Source organism: Providencia sp. PROV033 (genome assembly GCF_028484855.1).
GTDB classification, from domain to species: domain Bacteria; phylum Pseudomonadota; class Gammaproteobacteria; order Enterobacterales; family Enterobacteriaceae; genus Providencia; species Providencia alcalifaciens.
Map to the genome: position 1 here is coordinate 1 of NZ_JAMPSW010000069.1, position 15,081 is coordinate 15,081.

Consider the following 15,081-nt stretch of genomic DNA (forward strand, 5'->3'; position numbering starts at 1 on the left):
ATTTTTTGCGTTGATTTCTTTCCTTTTAGCCCTGAATAATGACTTACCACAATAGCGTTAATTGTTTCTCCACTACTATTTAATATAAAGAACACTCCTTTTTTTGTAGTATCCTCATCACTTTCTTTATTAATATCATTATTCTCAAATTCTTTATTAATTTCATTAATCATAAAATATTCACTATTATTGAATTTATAAAATAAATGCGTATTTTCATGAATGGAGATCACCCAATAACATCCATTGAGATCGGGTAATAACATTTGAGCAGATCGCTGAATAACATCGATGGAGATCACTTTAGGCTCATTTTGTTATTCGGTGATCTCCATCAATGTTATTAAAACTTCACAGGTGTGTTGATCTGTATCTTTTACCACTCCAGTAAAGGATACCTATGCCGACAGCTCCAATATCTATGAGAAAACTTAAAGAAATACTCAGACTTAAATATGGTGCCGGGCTCAGCCATCGTCAGATTGGCCGTAGTCTTGCGATATCCCCCTCCGTTGTATCTAGGTATGCCAACCGGGCGGCTCAGCTTGGTATTAAGCAGTGGCCATTGCCCTCAGAATGGGATGATACTGCACTAAAGCATGCGTTCCTTCAAACGCAGGTGAAAATGAAAAAACACTCCCTGCCAGACTGGGCTACGATCCATAAAGAGCTACGTAATAAATGCGTGACGCTACAACTGCTCTGGGAAGAGTACAGTGAACGCAATCCAGGCGGATTTTACAGTTATAACCATTATTGCCGGATGTACCGAGAATGGCTAAAAACCACCTCACCATCAATGCGTCAAGTCCATAAAGCGGGTGAAAAACTCTTTGTTGATTACTGTGGGCCAACCGTTGACATTACCAACCCTGATACTGGGGAAATCAGAACCGCGCAGATCATCGTGGCTGTTCTCGGTGCGTCAAGTTACACATGGGCTGAGGCCACTTGGTCTCAGAAGCTTGAGGACTGGGTTATGAGCCATGTTCGTTGCTTCCGATGGCTGGGCGGTGTTCCTGAGCTTGTTGTTCCAGACAATCTGAAAAGCGCCACGTCACGGGCCTGTAGGTATGATCCTGACGTTAATCCAACCTATCAGCAGATGCTTGAGCATTACAATGTTGCCGTGATACCAGCGCGACCACGTAAACCAAAAGATAAAGCTAAAGCAGAAGTCGGTGTTCAGGTTGTTGAACGCTGGATCATGGCCCGTATCAGGCATGAAACCTTCTACAGCCTAGCATCACTTAACCAGCGTATCAGGGAGTTACTGGAAAGGCTGAATAGCAAGGTCATGCAGAAACTAGGGTGTTCGCGAGCAGAGCTCTTCAACCAACTTGATAAACCCGTGCTGAACCCCCTTCCTGAGGCAGGTTACAGCTATACTCTGGTGAAACAAGTCAGAGTCCATGCGGATTACCATGTGGAAATTGACAAACATTACTACTCGGTACCCAGTTCACTGCTGGGCTTACAGCTAGAAGCATGGATCTCGGGTGAACTGGTCAGACTGTTTAATCAGGGGCAGGAAGTAGCGACACATCCCCGAAACCGAAACTATGGCTACAGTACCCGTGAAGAGCATATGCCGGAAGCTCACCGTCAGCATGCCACCTGGACCCCGGAACGGCTTCTGGAGTGGGCCGAGCACGTTGGCAGTGAAACTTATGATTACGTCCTTCACATCCTGAGCTCACGCCCGCACCCTGAGCAAAGTTACCGGTTCTGCCTGGGTCTCCTGAACCTTCATAAAAAATACAGCAAGGCCAGACTTAACGCAGCCTGTGCACGAGCGTTGAAAACTCAGGTATGGCGGCTTGCGGGAATAAAATCGATCTTGGAAAAAGGTCTGGATAAACAGCCTGTTCCTGAAAACAAACCTGACCTGCTATCAACGTTGGAACATGAAAACGTTCGCGGCAGTAAATACTACCACTGATATGGAAGCCAATAATGAACCATCTTTATGAACAACTCGCTGAACTGAAACTCACAGGCTTCCTCGATGCCCTAAAAAACCAGATCGCACAACCTGGTGCATACCTGGAGCTGGGGTTCGAAGAACGCCTGTCATTACTGGCTTCAGAAGAACTGACCTGCCGCGAAAACAGGAAAGCAGAGCGCCTGGTGAAACAGGCGCGGTTCAGACTTAGCGCCGAGTTATCAAAACTGGATTACCGAAGCAGCAGGGGCCTGAATAAGACCCTCATCCGTTCGCTCGGTCAGGGAAACTGGTTGAACCTTAAACAAAACCTGTTGCTGACGGGGGCGACAGGCAGTGGCAAAACCTATCTGGCCTGTGCGCTCGGCCACAATGCCTGCCGACAAGGATATAAGGTCTATTACTACCGTCTGAAGGCGCTGATGGATCTGTGTTACCAGGGACATGCGGACGGACGCTATAGCAAACTGCTGACAAAACTGAATCACAGCGATCTGCTGATTCTGGACGACTGGGGGCTGGAGCCTCTGTCGTCAGAACAACGCAGCGATCTACTGGAAATAGTGGATCTCATGTACCGGCGAGGTTCTATCATTGTCGTGAGCCAGTTACCGGTGGAAAGCTGGTACAAGATGATCGGGGACTCAACGCATGCGGATGCCATCCTGGATCGGTTGGTTCACGGGAGCGTCAAGATAGACCTTAAAGGAGAGTCAATGCGAAAAATGCAAACCTTGTTGACCGAAGGAGATCAGTGAAGTTAATGTAACAATGGTTCTGTGAAAGTGACACGAACCGATCTTCATCAATGTTACTCACCGATCTCCTTCATGGTAATACTCAATAAATGCTAATTTAGTATATTATCTATTTACCTCATATTGAATGTGAAATGGTTATATTAAAATTAGCAAGGAGTGATAATAATAGAATGGCTGATATTCAGAAATGTGAATAAAAATTATCAAAAATAGAAAAACGCATGATAGCCTTAGGAAAACAGCAGAAAATAGAGGCAAGCTAATTGTAGTCTGACAATGAGAATAAAGGCGATACATACAGCACAACTAGGTGAGTTCGACCAACAAAAAATGCCCCCAAATAGATGGACACGGGCGCTAACCCTGCATTCATTGTCAAGAAAATGGGATACACATCATCAAAGATGGATACATGGTGTAGATAGAGCGAGGATGACAGAAAATAACGTAAACTAAATTGCTATTTTGGGTAAAAATGCCCCATCACTGCCCCACAAAGGCAATGACAAGGCAGTTAATTCATAATATTCAAATAGATAAATACATTACACCGGCATTGACATAATCTCTTGGTACGCTGCCACCAGCTTATTACGCACCTGGATACCCATTTGCAGGCTCAGGCTAGCTTTTTGCATATCGACCATCACATCATTTAATGAAACATCAGGCTTACCGAGGGTGAAATCCTGCACTTTTTGCGCAGATTGCACGCGGGTTTCATTGATTTGGTTCACGGATGCCACTAAGTGATCGGCAAAACCCACCGGCTCGACAACGGGTTTGGTGTTATGTGCCGCTTGAGTTGCCACCACATTTAATTGGGAAACCACCCCTTCAATCGCTTGAATCGTCATTCTGTTCTCTTCAGTTAATCTCGGTTGAACGGTAAATTGAGCAAAAAATTGCCGTCACGAATTTTAGTTTGCCTACCCTACCACACCGTTTTTTACTTGAAGCCGATAAATAACACCAAAATTATAGGCTGATTCCGTCATTAGATTGCATCAAGACAATAAATAATAGCAGCGTAAAAAAATGAGGTTACGAAGAGGGAAATAAGATTGTTTCACCAAACGTATATTCATCCGTTTAGTTTGCATAGCAGGGAATATTTATGAGTACCGCATCTAAAGATACGGGGGAGGCCAAAAAAGGTTTTGCCTCACTGATCGAAAGCATCAAAGCCGACCCGAAAATACCGTTAATTATTGCCGGTGCTGCTGCGATATCTATTATTGTCGCCCTGCTCCTCTGGTTCCGTAGCCCTGACTATCGTGTGCTGCTGAGTAACCTTAGCGCAAAAGATGGTGGCGATATTGTCGGTCAATTGACCCAGATGAACGTCCCTTATCAAATCGCGGATAACGGCAGCGCTATTCTTGTGCCTGCCGATAAAGTCCATGAATTACGTTTGAAACTGGCGCAATCAGGTCTACCGAAAGGCGGAAATACCGGTTTTGAACTGCTTGATAAAGAACAATTTGGTATCAGCCAATTTAGCGAGCAAATCAACTACCAGCGCGCCCTTGAAGGGGAATTGTCTCGTACCATCGAATCTCTCAGCCCAGTTCAAAGCGCTCGAGTCCATTTAGCTATCCCTAAACCAACCTTATTCGTCCGTGAACAAAAACTGCCGACCGCCTCGGTCACTGTCGGTTTATTACCGGGCAGAATGTTAGATGAAGGGCAAATTAGCGCTATCGTCCACATGGTTTCAAGCAGCGTGACCGGCTTAACCGCCGCCAACGTGATCATTGTCGATCAAACGGGTCGCCTGCTGACCAACAACGACAACAGCCAGCAATCTGCCAACAGCGCACAAATCAAAATGACCAAAGAGATGGAAGCCCATCTTAAAGAGCGCATTGAAGATATTCTGTCGCCATTAGTCGGTCGTGCCAATATTCACGCGCAAGTCACCGCGCAAATGGATTTTTCAAAAGTTGAACAGACTTCTGAAGAGTACAAACCAAACCAAACCCCTGATGCGGCTGCGGTTCGTTCTCGCCAGAACAGCGAAAGCCTGCAAAACAGTAACGGTGGCCCAAGTGGCGTACCGGGCGCATTATCGAACCAACCGGTAAGCGCACCGAGCGCACCGATTGATGCTAATAAAGAAAGTACCGATGGGAAAACTGCTGGGAATACCCGTAATGGCACCCTCAATACCCAGCGTGATGAAACCACAAACTACGAAGTGGATCGCAAAATCAGTCACACACAGCGCCAAATTGGTGTCGTTGACCGACTGTCTGTTGCGGTGATCGTCAATTACCAATCCCAAGAAGGTGAGAAAGGCCCAGAAATGAAGCCGCTCCCACCAGAAATGTTGCAACAAATTGATGCACTGACCCGTGAAGCAATGGGCTATTCCGCGCAGCGTGGCGACTCAATCAACATTACGAACTCCCTATTTACTGACGATACGCCAGTGGTTGAAGAGCCTTCGTTGTTGAATAACCCGCAAGTGATTGGCCAAGCGTTAGATTACGGCAAAATCTTGCTAATCGCGTTGATTGCTTGGTTTATGTGGCGCTTCGGTATCAAACCTCAGTGGGTGAAATATCGCAAAACCCAACAAGCGCAAATCGATGCTGAAATGTCCATTGCTAATGCATCCCAAGTCAAAGCGCCGTTCGTGGTGGAAGAAGAAATTAGTGAAGATATGGACGAGAAAACCCGTCGCCGTCTTACTCGTCAACGTGTTAGCGCTGAAATTCAAAGCCAGCGTATTCGTGAAATGGCAGAGAAAGACCCACAAATCGTGGCAATGGTTATCCGTCAGTGGTTAGGAAAATCCCAATGAATTTAACTGGAACAGAAAAAAGTGCCGTAATGTTGATGACACTCGGCGAAGATCAGGCGGCGGAAGTGTTTAAGCACCTGAATCCCAAAGAAGTTCAGCAGTTGAGTATGGCGGTGTCCAACATGCGCCAAATCTCCAACAACGAACTGGCGGAAGTGCTCACCGAGTTTGAAGAGTCGGCAATTCAGTTTGCCGCCTTAAATATTAATACCAACGACTACCTGCGTTCGGTATTGGTCAAAGCCCTTGGGGAAGAGCGTGCTACCAGCCTGTTGGCAGATATTTTCGATAAACAAGATACCACCTCTGGTATCGAAAGCCTCAATTATATGGAGCCACAAACGGTTGCCGATATTATTCGTGACGAACATCCACAGATCATCGCTACAATTTTGGTTCACTTAAAACGCAACTTAGCGGCTGATGTTTTAGAACTGTTCGAAGAGCGCCAACGTAACGACATTATGCTGCGTATTGCAACATTTGGTGGCGTTCAGCCAGCCGCATTAGCCGAGCTGACCGAAGTGCTGAACAACCTGCTGGACGGTCAGAACCTCAAGCGCAGCAAAATAGGTGGCATAAGAACCGCGGCAGAAATTATCAACCTGATGAAAAATCAGCAAGAAGAAAGCGTTATCGATGCCATGCGTGATTACGATGGTGAGCTGGCTCAGCGCATTATCGACGAAATGTTCCTGTTCGAAAACCTTATCGAATTGGACAACCGCAGCATTCAACGCATTCTGCAAGACGTATCTACCGACTCGCTGGTTATTGCCCTCAAAGGCAGCAACCAAGCACTGCGCGACCATTTCCTCAACAATATGGCAGCGCGTGCAGCCGAGATTGTTCGCGACGATCTGGAATCTCGAGCACCAGTCCGTATGTCACAAGTGGAAACCGAACAGAAGGCTATTCTGATGATTGTTCGCAGTTTAATGGAAAACGGCGAAATCGAGATTGGTGGTGGAGACGACGTGTATGTCTAATACATCCAAAAATAATCAGCAGTGGCAGCCTTGGCAGTTACGGGAACTTAATCAATGGGATCTGAATTCATCGGCTATCCCGCCGTTGAATGAAGTTCCTGAACCGAACACGCCGAAAGTCCCCTGCTTAGAGCCAAAAGAAGTGCTCGAGCAGATAAACCTGCTGGATAACATCAAAGAGGATGCCCAGAAAACGGGCTTCCAACAAGGCTTTGAAAAAGGTCAAAAAGAGGGTTATCAAGCTGGTTTTACGGAAGGTTTACGTTCTGGTGAGCAGCAAGGGAGTGAGCAAGCCCTCGCCCTTCAGCAACCGGTGATTGAAACATGGCAAAAACTGTTATCAGAATTTCACTATTCGCTGGATACCTTTGACACGGTCGTCACTACCAAATTACTGCAAATCGCGCTAACCGCTGCGAAACAAGTGTTGGGGCAATCTACCGTGTGTGATGGTACCGCGCTGCTAGAAGAAATTAGCCATTTAATGCAACAAAAACCAATATTTGCGAGCCAGCCTGAACTGCATGTGAACCCGAATCATGTGGCGCTTATCGAACAACACTTAGGCTCATTGTTAGACTTGAATGGCTGGCGCTTAGTCGCTGACCCAAGCCTGCATATGGGTGGCTGTCGCGTGGTCGCTGAAGATGGTGAAATTGATATGACGGTCGCCACTCGCTGGCAAGAATTATGCCGTCTATATGCACCGGAGAGCTTGTCATGACTGCGATACTCGGCCGTTGGATAGCGTCTCTTGATGACTTAGAGTCACGCATGAAAGGCATTCCGATGGTACGCCGCTATGGACGTTTGACCAAAATTACCGGTCTCGTGATGGAAGCCGAAGGCATTAAAATGCCTTTAGGCGCCACCTGCTATATCGAACGTATAATTAATGGTGGCACTGACGAAGTTGTCTGCGAAGTGGTTGGCTTTAACGGACCTCGCATGTTGTTGATGCCGCTCTCCGACCTCGAAGGTATTTCGCCGGGTGCACGCGTGTATGCGCAAACGTCTGGAGAAGACGGACAAACAAGTCGCCTGCTCCCTCTTGGTAATGAACTACTTGGACGCGTATTAGATGCCCAAGGAACTCCGTTAGATGGCAAAGGACCACTGGCAACCAAACAACGTGCTCCGTTGATCACGCCGTCCATCAACCCGCTGGAGCGTACGCCAATCCACGATATTTTAGATGTGGGCGTACGAGCAATTAACTCGCTGTTAACTGTCGGTCGTGGTCAACGTATGGGGCTATTTGCAGGTTCCGGCGTCGGTAAAAGCGTGCTACTTGGCATGATGGCGCGTTTCACTCAAGCAGACATTATCGTTGTCGGGCTAATCGGTGAGCGTGGGCGCGAAGTTAAAGACTTTATTGAAAATATCTTAGGTGCTGAAGGGCTACGCCGTGCCGTTGTCGTTGCCGCGCCTGCGGATGTTTCGCCGTTACTACGGATGCAAGGCGCATCTTACGCTACCCGCATCGCGGAATATTTCCGTGACCAAGGCAAAAGCGTATTGCTGATCATGGATTCACTCACACGCTACAGTATGGCACAGCGTGAAATTGCGCTTGCCGTTGGTGAACCCCCAGCAACCAAAGGCTATCCACCGTCTGTTTTTGCGAAATTACCTGCCCTTGTTGAGCGTGCGGGTAATGGGAAAAACGGCGGCTCGATTACCGCCTTTTATACCGTGTTGACTGAAGGGGATGACCAACAAGACCCAATTGCAGACTCCGCGCGCGCTATTTTAGATGGACATATTGTTCTGTCACGTTCATTGGCAGAATCTGGGCACTACCCTGCCATTGATATTGAAGCGTCCATTAGCCGTGCCATGACGGAGCTTATCGCCAAAGAACATTATCGTAAGATCCAGCGCTTTAAACAGCTCACCTCCAGCTATCAACGCAACCGTGACCTGATTAACGTCGGCGCTTACGCCATGGGTAGCGATCCAATGCTCGATACCGCAATTCAGTATTACCCAAGAATGTCGAAGTTTTTACAGCAAGATATTGATGAACGTTGTGATTATCAAACCGCTTGTGAACAACTGGCTCATGTTGTTCCCAATGAATAACGAGGAATGCGATGTCCAATAGTCATGCATTAGCGACCTTACTGAGCTTAGCAGAAGATGCCTCAGAGGAAGCGGCTAAAGTCCTTGCTCAAGTTCGCCAAACGCACACGCAAATGGCGGAGCAGTTGCACATGTTGGAAAACTATCAGTCGGAATATCGGCAGAAATTAAACCAAACATTGCACACGGGTATGGACTCGGACAAATGGCAGAACTATCAGCAATTTCTTGTGACTTTAGAACTGACTATCGAGCAGCAACAACAGCAATTAACGCTCTGGGAACAGCGCGTCAGTGACGCCAATCGTCATTGGCAAGAAAAACAGCAACGCGTCAATGCGTTCGATACCCTGATCCAGCGTGCTGAACACACGCAAAACCAACGTCAAAATCGCTTAGAGCAAAAGCAGATGGATGAATTTGCTCAACGCGCGACTTTACGGAGAACCCAATAAATGGACGTCAATGCAAACCTGTTGCCGGTCACCCCTACCGCTAACACCGCGAAGGAACAGCCGCGAGACAAGCAAATTGATGAAAACCAAGCGCCTGCCGTCCCTTTTCAGGCCATGCTTGAAAACCAGCAATCGCCAGAAAAAAACGGCGATAGCGCCCCTGTGCTCAATGGCAGTGCTAACGAAACGCCTTTGAACCAACAGATCAGTGAGCAAAAACAATCTGATGCAGCTACAGCCAACTCAGAAAAATCCACTGACGCGCCATTAGCAACGGACAAAATCGCAACCACAGAAAATCAGTTAGCTGAAAAAGAATCCATTCAAAACCAGTTAGCTCAAAAACAACAAGCTGAAAATACCTTAGCACAGCTGAATTTCCGTCGTGATCTTAATGCACAATCACCACTGCAAGCGGAGCTATTAACAGGTAAACAAGGCGATGAACAAGCCTTAATCAGCCAATTAAAACAAGCGATGGATGAGCGTATTCAAGCGGCTGCTAAGCCGCAAACCAGCGCGGAGAAACCCTCTGCAACTCCGTTCACACAAACGCTGCAACAACTGACGGATGTGGCACGTAACGTAACGCCATTTGATGATAAAACCTTGGCTGGAGCTCAATTGCAGCTCACCGGAGAAGCCGATGAACCGACGCTCGCTTTAATGGGCAAAAAAGAAGTGGGTGAACGTCGCGATCAGGCTCTATTTGCGTTGGATAATCCACGTGCAATCCCAACGAAAGATCTGAATCAAGATGCGCTATCGCTGGGTAAAAAAGCTCCAAGCACAGAATCTCTGTCACAAATCGCCAATGCGACAGCTGAAAATACCCAGAATCTGCAAAATAGCGCTAAAGGGGCTTTTAGTGTTCAAGCTGAAAGCGGCGCATTTAGCAACACCGCAACACCGACGGTAACCCATGTTGCAGGCATTATGGCAACACCATCTGCCACACCAATGCCAACAGCAACACCTGCGATGCCAACGCCAACCATGAACTTTGCTGTGCCGTTTGGTACTGAAGCTTGGCAGCAACAACTTAGCCAGCAAATGCTGTTTTTCTCTCGCCAAGGGGTTTCTCAAGCGCAAATTCGCTTACATCCTGAAGAGTTAGGTTCCCTCAATGTGCATTTGCGTATCGAAGATAATCAAGCCGTGATGCACTTTGTTTCTCCACATAGCCATGTTCGTGCTGCGATGGAAAGCATGATGCCAGTCCTGCGCAGTGCATTGCAGGAAAGTGGTATTCATTTAGCTCAAGGCTCCGTGGGGCAAGATAATTTTAGCGGTCAATCAAACGCTGATCAGCAATCTCGCCAACATGATGGGCAAATTCAGCCAACCCATTCATCAATGGGCGCGGTGGGCATCAGTGAATCTCATGCCAGCGTGAGTGGAGTTAAATTGCCAACACATCAAGGCGGAATTAACACCTTTGCCTAAGAAATAATCTAATGGCGGTAATTTCAAGTCTAAAGCGTCGAGTTACCGCCTTTTTGTTTCGTTTTTCACTCATTTAACTCTTCCCAATCTAGGGATAATGCTAGAGATCATAAAGTATAAAACTCCGTATGGGTTTGGCATTTACAACAGGAATTTTGCAACATGTCGTCTTCACGCAATCAATCTAAACGTTCGAACAAAGGGTTAATTTTGCTGTTTGCCCTCATTGCCTTAGCCGGTGCAGGTTTCGGTGGTTACAGCTGGTGGACGACAAAACAAGAGGCGCAGGAGACTGCAAATGGGGAAGAAAAACGCCCAAATATGCCTCAACCGATTTTTATGGAGTTAGAACCGTTTACCGTTAACCTACCAGGGGTAAACAATGCGGCAGATCGCGTGCTCTATATCCACATCACCTTACGTCTAGCGAATGAAAAGTCGCGTAAGCAACTTCATGAATACCTACCAGAAGTACGTAGCCGCCTACTGTTATTGCTGTCAGAACAGCAATCTAAAAATATGGGTACTAACGAGGGTAAGTTGCAATTAATGAAAGATATTAAGGGGACACTTACCCCTACCCTGATCCCAGGTGATCCTGATCAGGATATTTCAGACGTGTTATTTACTACTTTTATTCTGCGGTAAGACCCATGAGCGATAATATTTTATCTCAGGCTGAAATTGATGCGCTACTCAATGATAATGCGCCATCAAGTAACCAGCCATCAACGGATCTCCAAGACAAAGACAATGTTCGCCCTTATGACCCGAATACCCAACGTCGGGTATTTCGTGAACGTATGCAGTCCTTGGAAATTATTAATGAGCGTTTTGCCCGCCAGTTCCGTATGGGGTTATTTAACATGTTGCGCCGCAGCCCGGATATTACGGTTGGCGCCATCAAAATCGAACCTTATCATGAATTTGCGCGTAACTTGCCAGTTCCAACCAACCTGAACTTGATCCACATGCCACCGCTTCGTGGTACCGCACTGTTTACTTTCGAACCTGCGTTAGTGTACATCGCCGTGGATAACCTGTTTGGGGGAGATGGTCGATTCCCTGTTCGTTCGGAAGGTAAAGAGTTTACCAATACAGAACAACGCATTATCAACCGTATGCTGAAGCTGGCTTTAGGCGCTTACCGTGATGCGTGGAAGCCGATTGCGGACGTTGAAGTCGAGTATGTGCGCTCTGAAATCCAAGTTAAATTCACCAACATCACCACTTCCCCGAACGATATCGTGGTTACGACCCCGTTCTTAGTGGAAATTGGTAATACCGTCGGTGAGTTCAGTATCTGTATTCCTATTGCCATGATTGAGCCATTGCGTGAGCGGTTAATTAACCCACCAATGGAGCAAGGGCATCAAGAAAATGAAGCGTGGGTAACCAATTTAGTCACGCAAGTAAAACGTTCAGAACTTGAACTGATTGCCAATTTGGTTGAGATCCCGCTGCGTATTTCTCGTTTACTGCAATTGCAAAAAGGGGATGTGCTCCCTATCGAGAAACCTGACCGTCTTATCGTCAATGTTGATGGCGTACCCGTATTAACCAGTCAATACGGTACCCAAAACGGCCAGTATGCGCTGCGTGTGGAACATTTGATTAATCCTGTTTTAAACACTCTAGATGAGGAAAGTACCAATGAGTGAGGCGAAGAATTCTCTTGATGCATCAACCAACCACAATGAAGAGGATCTGTGGGCTGAGGCGCTGGAACAGCAAAAACAAGCGGAATCCGCCTCCGCAGGTATGCAAAATTTCGATAATTTCGACGGACAAAACCCGTTAAATCAGTTATCTGATGTCGATATGATCATGGATATTCCTGTTCGCCTATCGGTGGAACTGGGTCGCACTAAAATGACGATTAAAAAATTACTGAGCCTGTCTCAAGGTTCGGTGGTTTCTTTAGATGGTTTAGCGGGCGAACCGCTGGATATATTGATCAACGGTTATTTAATTGCTCAAGGTGAAGTGGTCGTGGTGTCTGACAATTATGGTATTCGTATCACTGACATCATCACGCCATCAGAACGTATGCACCGCTTGAGCCGCTAGAAATGCCTGACGAAACAGCGGTATCTTTACAAACCGAGGTGTCCTTGCAGGCACCACCTTCACAAATTGATTCGGCGCACACTCAAAAACCTTTTTTGACCAGCACAGTCAACAGCGAAGGTCACTCCGCACAAGCTATCAACCAAAATGATAGCTTATCGCAGATTTCAGGCGCACTTGGTGGGATTATTTTACTGATCTTGCTGGGTGCGTGGCTGTTTAAAACGTTTGGGTTTGGACGTAATCCACTTGTTAAGCAGCAACTGATTAATGTGAAAGGTCGTTGTACTCTCGGTGGCAAAGAGCGCGTTGTCGTGGTGGAAGTGAATAACGAATATTTAGTGCTGGGCGTCACATCACAATCCGTGAATTTGCTGCACCAGTACCCTGCACCATTGGAAAACGATGTAGTGAACTTTGCCTCTGAACCGTTAACGTTTCAGTCGATTTTCAAGAAAAAACAGGATGCTGCTAACGCTGCGGCACCTGAAAAACAGTAACCGGAAGCGCCTATGTCACCTTTAAAATCTGCTGCCATTATCAGCGCTCTGTTACTTGTTCTGCCACAATCTGCCTCTGCGGCATTACCTGCCGTGATCAGCCATACATTAGCCGATGGTGGTCAATCTTGGTCGTTACCCGTTCAAACTTTGCTGTTTTTAACCTTGCTGGGTTTTATCCCCGCAATGTTGCTGATGATGACCAGTTTTACCCGTATTATCATCGTATTAGGGTTACTCCGTAACGCCCTTGGTACGCCGTCTGCGCCACCAAACCAAGTGTTACTGGGATTAGCTTTATTTTTAACATTCTTTGTGATGTCCCCAGTTGCCGACCAAGTTTATCGGGAGGCGTATCAACCTTTTAGCGAAGATAAAATTAGCCTAGAAACTGCATTAGAAAAAGGCACAGCGCCACTGCGTACCTTTATGCTAGGGCAAACCCGTGAATCTGATTTAGCGCTCTTTGCCCGCATCGCCAAAGTGGGTGATATCCAAGAAGCCAAAGATGTGCCGATGCGTATTTTAATTCCGGCGTTTATTACCAGTGAATTAAAAACCGCGTTCCAGATTGGTTTTACTATCTTTATTCCATTTTTGATTATCGACTTAGTGGTTGCCAGCGTATTGATGGCACTGGGGATGATGATGGTGCCACCTGCGACGGTTTCCTTGCCATTTAAGTTAATGCTATTTGTGTTAGTCGATGGCTGGCAATTGCTACTCGGTTCCCTTTCCCAAAGCTTTTTTAATTAGGAGCACATATGACACCTGAATCTGTAATGGCAATGGGAACAGAAGCGATGAAAATCGCATTGATGCTGGCTGCGCCTTTGCTGTTAGCCGCACTGGCAGCGGGTTTGATTATCAGCTTGCTGCAAGCAGCGACCCAAGTTAACGAAATGACCTTATCGTTTATTCCTAAGATTTTATCGGTGATTTCGGTATTAATCATCGCAGGACCATGGATGCTGAACCTGCTTACGGACTATATCCGCACGTTGTTTAGTAACTTACCGTTTATCATTGGCTGATCATGTTAACCATTACCAGCGAAACGCTCACGCTATGGTTAAGCCAAGGTTTTTATCCTTTTGTTCGCCTATTAGCCCTGTTTGGTACTGCCCCGTTTTTTAATGAAAAACAAGCTATCAGTAAGGTACGTATCGCCCTCGCCTTTTTCACTGTTTTAGTCATTTCCCCACAATTACCTGTCGCAACTATCCCTCTATTTTCAGCTATGGGATTATGGGTCTGTGTTCAACAAATTGTGATTGGTGCTGCCATGGGATTGACCATGCAGATGGCTTTCGCCGCGGTACGTCATGCAGGGGAAGTGATTGGTTTACAGATGGGATTGTCATTCGCAACGTTCTTTGACCCGACCGGCGGCCCTAATATGCCGATCCTCGGACGAATTTTAAATTTAATCACGTTGCTGCTGTTTTTGTCGTTCGATGGGCATTTGTGGCTGATTTATATTCTGACGAACTCGTTTGAGCTGATCCCTATTCAAACCGCGCCCTTGCACCGCGATGGTTTTTGGGTGTTTTTACAATTTGCTAATACCATTTTTATCAATGGGTTAATGCTTGCCCTGCCGTTTATTACGCTGTTTTTAATTCTCAACTTGTCCCTCGGTATTCTAAACCGAATGACGCCGCAATTATCTGTGTTTGTGGTGGGCTTCCCTCTCACATTAACTATCGGTATCAGCATGTTGGGGCTGATTATTTCTATTCTTCCACGCTATACAGAACGCCTGATCCATCAAGCGTTTGAGCAGCTGTCGTTAATGTTTAATTTGTGGGTTTGAGGTTTGATCTAACCATCTCAAACGATATATTACTTCGTTCTTCTATTTCATAAGTACTGAGATATTTATTTCATAAGTACTGCGATATTCTGGATCTTTTGTTCATTCACCATACAACTCTGTATAAGTTTTGTTCTGTCCCTCAAGTATTACGATGAATAATGGCCAAACCATCTACTCTATTAATCTATTGTTTATTAATTAA

Annotated in this window: 16 protein-coding genes and 1 pseudogene; 15 read left to right on the top strand and 2 right to left on the bottom strand. The window is 46.3% G+C overall.

Features of this window, described 5'->3' with window-relative positions; all coding sequences use genetic code 11:
* Positions 1-302 (bottom strand): annotated as a pseudogene (locus tag PSF16_RS12215) (hypothetical protein); the annotation flags it as partial.
* 98 nt (positions 303-400) lie between these two features.
* Here PSF16_RS12215 and istA point away from each other — a divergent pair.
* A complete protein-coding gene (gene istA / locus PSF16_RS12220) occupies positions 401-1,942 on the top strand; it encodes an IS21 family transposase (RefSeq protein ID WP_272689323.1) in 1,542 nt (513 codons plus the stop codon).
* Positions 1,943-1,956: 14 nt separating this feature from the next.
* Complete coding sequence (gene istB, locus PSF16_RS12225) at positions 1,957-2,703, top strand: IS21-like element helper ATPase IstB (protein ID WP_272689324.1); 747 nt, start codon at positions 1,957-1,959, stop codon at positions 2,701-2,703.
* A 548-nt stretch (positions 2,704-3,251) separates the two neighbouring features.
* Here istB and fliE read toward each other — a convergent pair.
* On the bottom strand, positions 3,252-3,563 hold the full coding sequence (gene fliE / locus PSF16_RS12230) for a flagellar hook-basal body complex protein FliE (RefSeq protein WP_036951378.1): 312 nt from the start codon (positions 3,561-3,563) through the stop codon (positions 3,252-3,254).
* A 260-nt stretch (positions 3,564-3,823) separates the two neighbouring features.
* On the opposite strand from fliE, the gene fliF reads away from it, so the two are divergent.
* The 13 genes from fliF (at position 3,824) to fliR (ending at position 14,876) form a co-directional block, all read left to right on the top strand.
* Positions 3,824-5,515, top strand: coding sequence for a flagellar basal-body MS-ring/collar protein FliF (gene fliF, locus PSF16_RS12235; RefSeq protein WP_272689325.1), 1,692 nt, complete (start codon positions 3,824-3,826; stop codon positions 5,513-5,515).
* Positions 5,512-6,504, top strand: a complete 993-nt coding sequence (fliG, locus tag PSF16_RS12240) for a flagellar motor switch protein FliG (protein ID WP_272689326.1) — start codon at positions 5,512-5,514, stop codon at positions 6,502-6,504. Before fliF ends, fliG begins: the two co-directional genes overlap by 4 nt.
* The gene (gene fliH / locus PSF16_RS12245) at positions 6,497-7,228 is read left to right on the top strand and encodes a flagellar assembly protein FliH (RefSeq protein WP_154628472.1); all 732 of its coding nucleotides are present in this window, start codon (positions 6,497-6,499) and stop codon (positions 7,226-7,228) included. Before fliG ends, fliH begins: the two co-directional genes overlap by 8 nt.
* Complete coding sequence (gene fliI, locus PSF16_RS12250) at positions 7,225-8,589, top strand: flagellar protein export ATPase FliI (protein WP_272689327.1); 1,365 nt, start codon at positions 7,225-7,227, stop codon at positions 8,587-8,589. Before fliH ends, fliI begins: the two co-directional genes overlap by 4 nt.
* Before the next feature lie 11 nt (positions 8,590-8,600).
* On the top strand, positions 8,601-9,044 hold the full coding sequence (fliJ, locus tag PSF16_RS12255; RefSeq protein ID WP_154604154.1) for a flagellar export protein FliJ: 444 nt from the start codon (positions 8,601-8,603) through the stop codon (positions 9,042-9,044).
* Entirely contained in the window at positions 9,045-10,490 is a 1,446-nt protein-coding gene (locus PSF16_RS12260; RefSeq protein WP_272689328.1) for a flagellar hook-length control protein FliK, read from the top strand. It begins immediately after the preceding gene.
* A gap of 162 nt (positions 10,491-10,652) precedes the next feature.
* Positions 10,653-11,138: a flagellar basal body-associated protein FliL gene (gene fliL, locus PSF16_RS12265; RefSeq protein WP_154628469.1), complete on the top strand. Its 486-nt coding sequence runs from the start codon at positions 10,653-10,655 to the stop codon at positions 11,136-11,138.
* 5 nt (positions 11,139-11,143) lie between these two features.
* A complete protein-coding gene (fliM, locus tag PSF16_RS12270) occupies positions 11,144-12,151 on the top strand; it encodes a flagellar motor switch protein FliM (RefSeq protein ID WP_272689329.1) in 1,008 nt (335 codons plus the stop codon).
* A complete protein-coding gene (gene fliN, locus PSF16_RS12275; RefSeq protein ID WP_272689330.1) occupies positions 12,144-12,560 on the top strand; it encodes a flagellar motor switch protein FliN in 417 nt (138 codons plus the stop codon). The genes fliM and fliN overlap by 8 nt, the downstream gene beginning before the upstream one ends.
* A 2-nt stretch (positions 12,561-12,562) precedes the next feature.
* Positions 12,563-13,060: a flagellar biosynthetic protein FliO gene (fliO, locus tag PSF16_RS12280; protein ID WP_272689331.1), complete on the top strand. Its 498-nt coding sequence runs from the start codon at positions 12,563-12,565 to the stop codon at positions 13,058-13,060.
* Between the two features lie 12 nt (positions 13,061-13,072).
* Entirely contained in the window at positions 13,073-13,816 is a 744-nt protein-coding gene (gene fliP / locus PSF16_RS12285) for a flagellar type III secretion system pore protein FliP (protein WP_154628466.1), read from the top strand.
* Positions 13,817-13,824: 8 nt separating this feature from the next.
* Positions 13,825-14,094, top strand: a complete 270-nt coding sequence (gene fliQ, locus PSF16_RS12290; protein ID WP_006657520.1) for a flagellar biosynthesis protein FliQ — start codon at positions 13,825-13,827, stop codon at positions 14,092-14,094.
* A gap of 2 nt (positions 14,095-14,096) precedes the next feature.
* Entirely contained in the window at positions 14,097-14,876 is a 780-nt protein-coding gene (gene fliR / locus PSF16_RS12295) for a flagellar biosynthetic protein FliR (RefSeq protein ID WP_036951417.1), read from the top strand.
* The last annotated feature ends 205 nt before the right edge of the window (positions 14,877-15,081 follow it).

Coding starts and splice junctions, on each gene's coding strand:
- fliN (WP_272689330.1), top strand. CDS start 12,144: ATGAGTGAGGCGAAGAATTCTCTTGATGCATCAACCAACCACAATGAA.
- fliQ (WP_006657520.1), top strand. CDS start 13,825: ATGACACCTGAATCTGTAATGGCAATGGGAACAGAAGCGATGAAAATC.
- fliL (WP_154628469.1), top strand. CDS start 10,653: ATGTCGTCTTCACGCAATCAATCTAAACGTTCGAACAAAGGGTTAATT.
- fliJ (WP_154604154.1), top strand. CDS start 8,601: ATGTCCAATAGTCATGCATTAGCGACCTTACTGAGCTTAGCAGAAGAT.
- fliM (WP_272689329.1), top strand. CDS start 11,144: ATGAGCGATAATATTTTATCTCAGGCTGAAATTGATGCGCTACTCAAT.
- istB (WP_272689324.1), top strand. CDS start 1,957: ATGAACCATCTTTATGAACAACTCGCTGAACTGAAACTCACAGGCTTC.
- fliH (WP_154628472.1), top strand. CDS start 6,497: ATGTCTAATACATCCAAAAATAATCAGCAGTGGCAGCCTTGGCAGTTA.
- fliF (WP_272689325.1), top strand. CDS start 3,824: ATGAGTACCGCATCTAAAGATACGGGGGAGGCCAAAAAAGGTTTTGCC.
- fliR (WP_036951417.1), top strand. CDS start 14,097: ATGTTAACCATTACCAGCGAAACGCTCACGCTATGGTTAAGCCAAGGT.
- fliP (WP_154628466.1), top strand. CDS start 13,073: ATGTCACCTTTAAAATCTGCTGCCATTATCAGCGCTCTGTTACTTGTT.
- fliO (WP_272689331.1), top strand. CDS start 12,563: ATGCCTGACGAAACAGCGGTATCTTTACAAACCGAGGTGTCCTTGCAG.
- istA (WP_272689323.1), top strand. CDS start 401: ATGCCGACAGCTCCAATATCTATGAGAAAACTTAAAGAAATACTCAGA.
- fliE (WP_036951378.1), bottom strand. CDS start 3,563: ATGACGATTCAAGCGATTGAAGGGGTGGTTTCCCAATTAAATGTGGTG.
- PSF16_RS12260 (WP_272689328.1), top strand. CDS start 9,045: ATGGACGTCAATGCAAACCTGTTGCCGGTCACCCCTACCGCTAACACC.
- fliI (WP_272689327.1), top strand. CDS start 7,225: ATGACTGCGATACTCGGCCGTTGGATAGCGTCTCTTGATGACTTAGAG.
- fliG (WP_272689326.1), top strand. CDS start 5,512: ATGAATTTAACTGGAACAGAAAAAAGTGCCGTAATGTTGATGACACTC.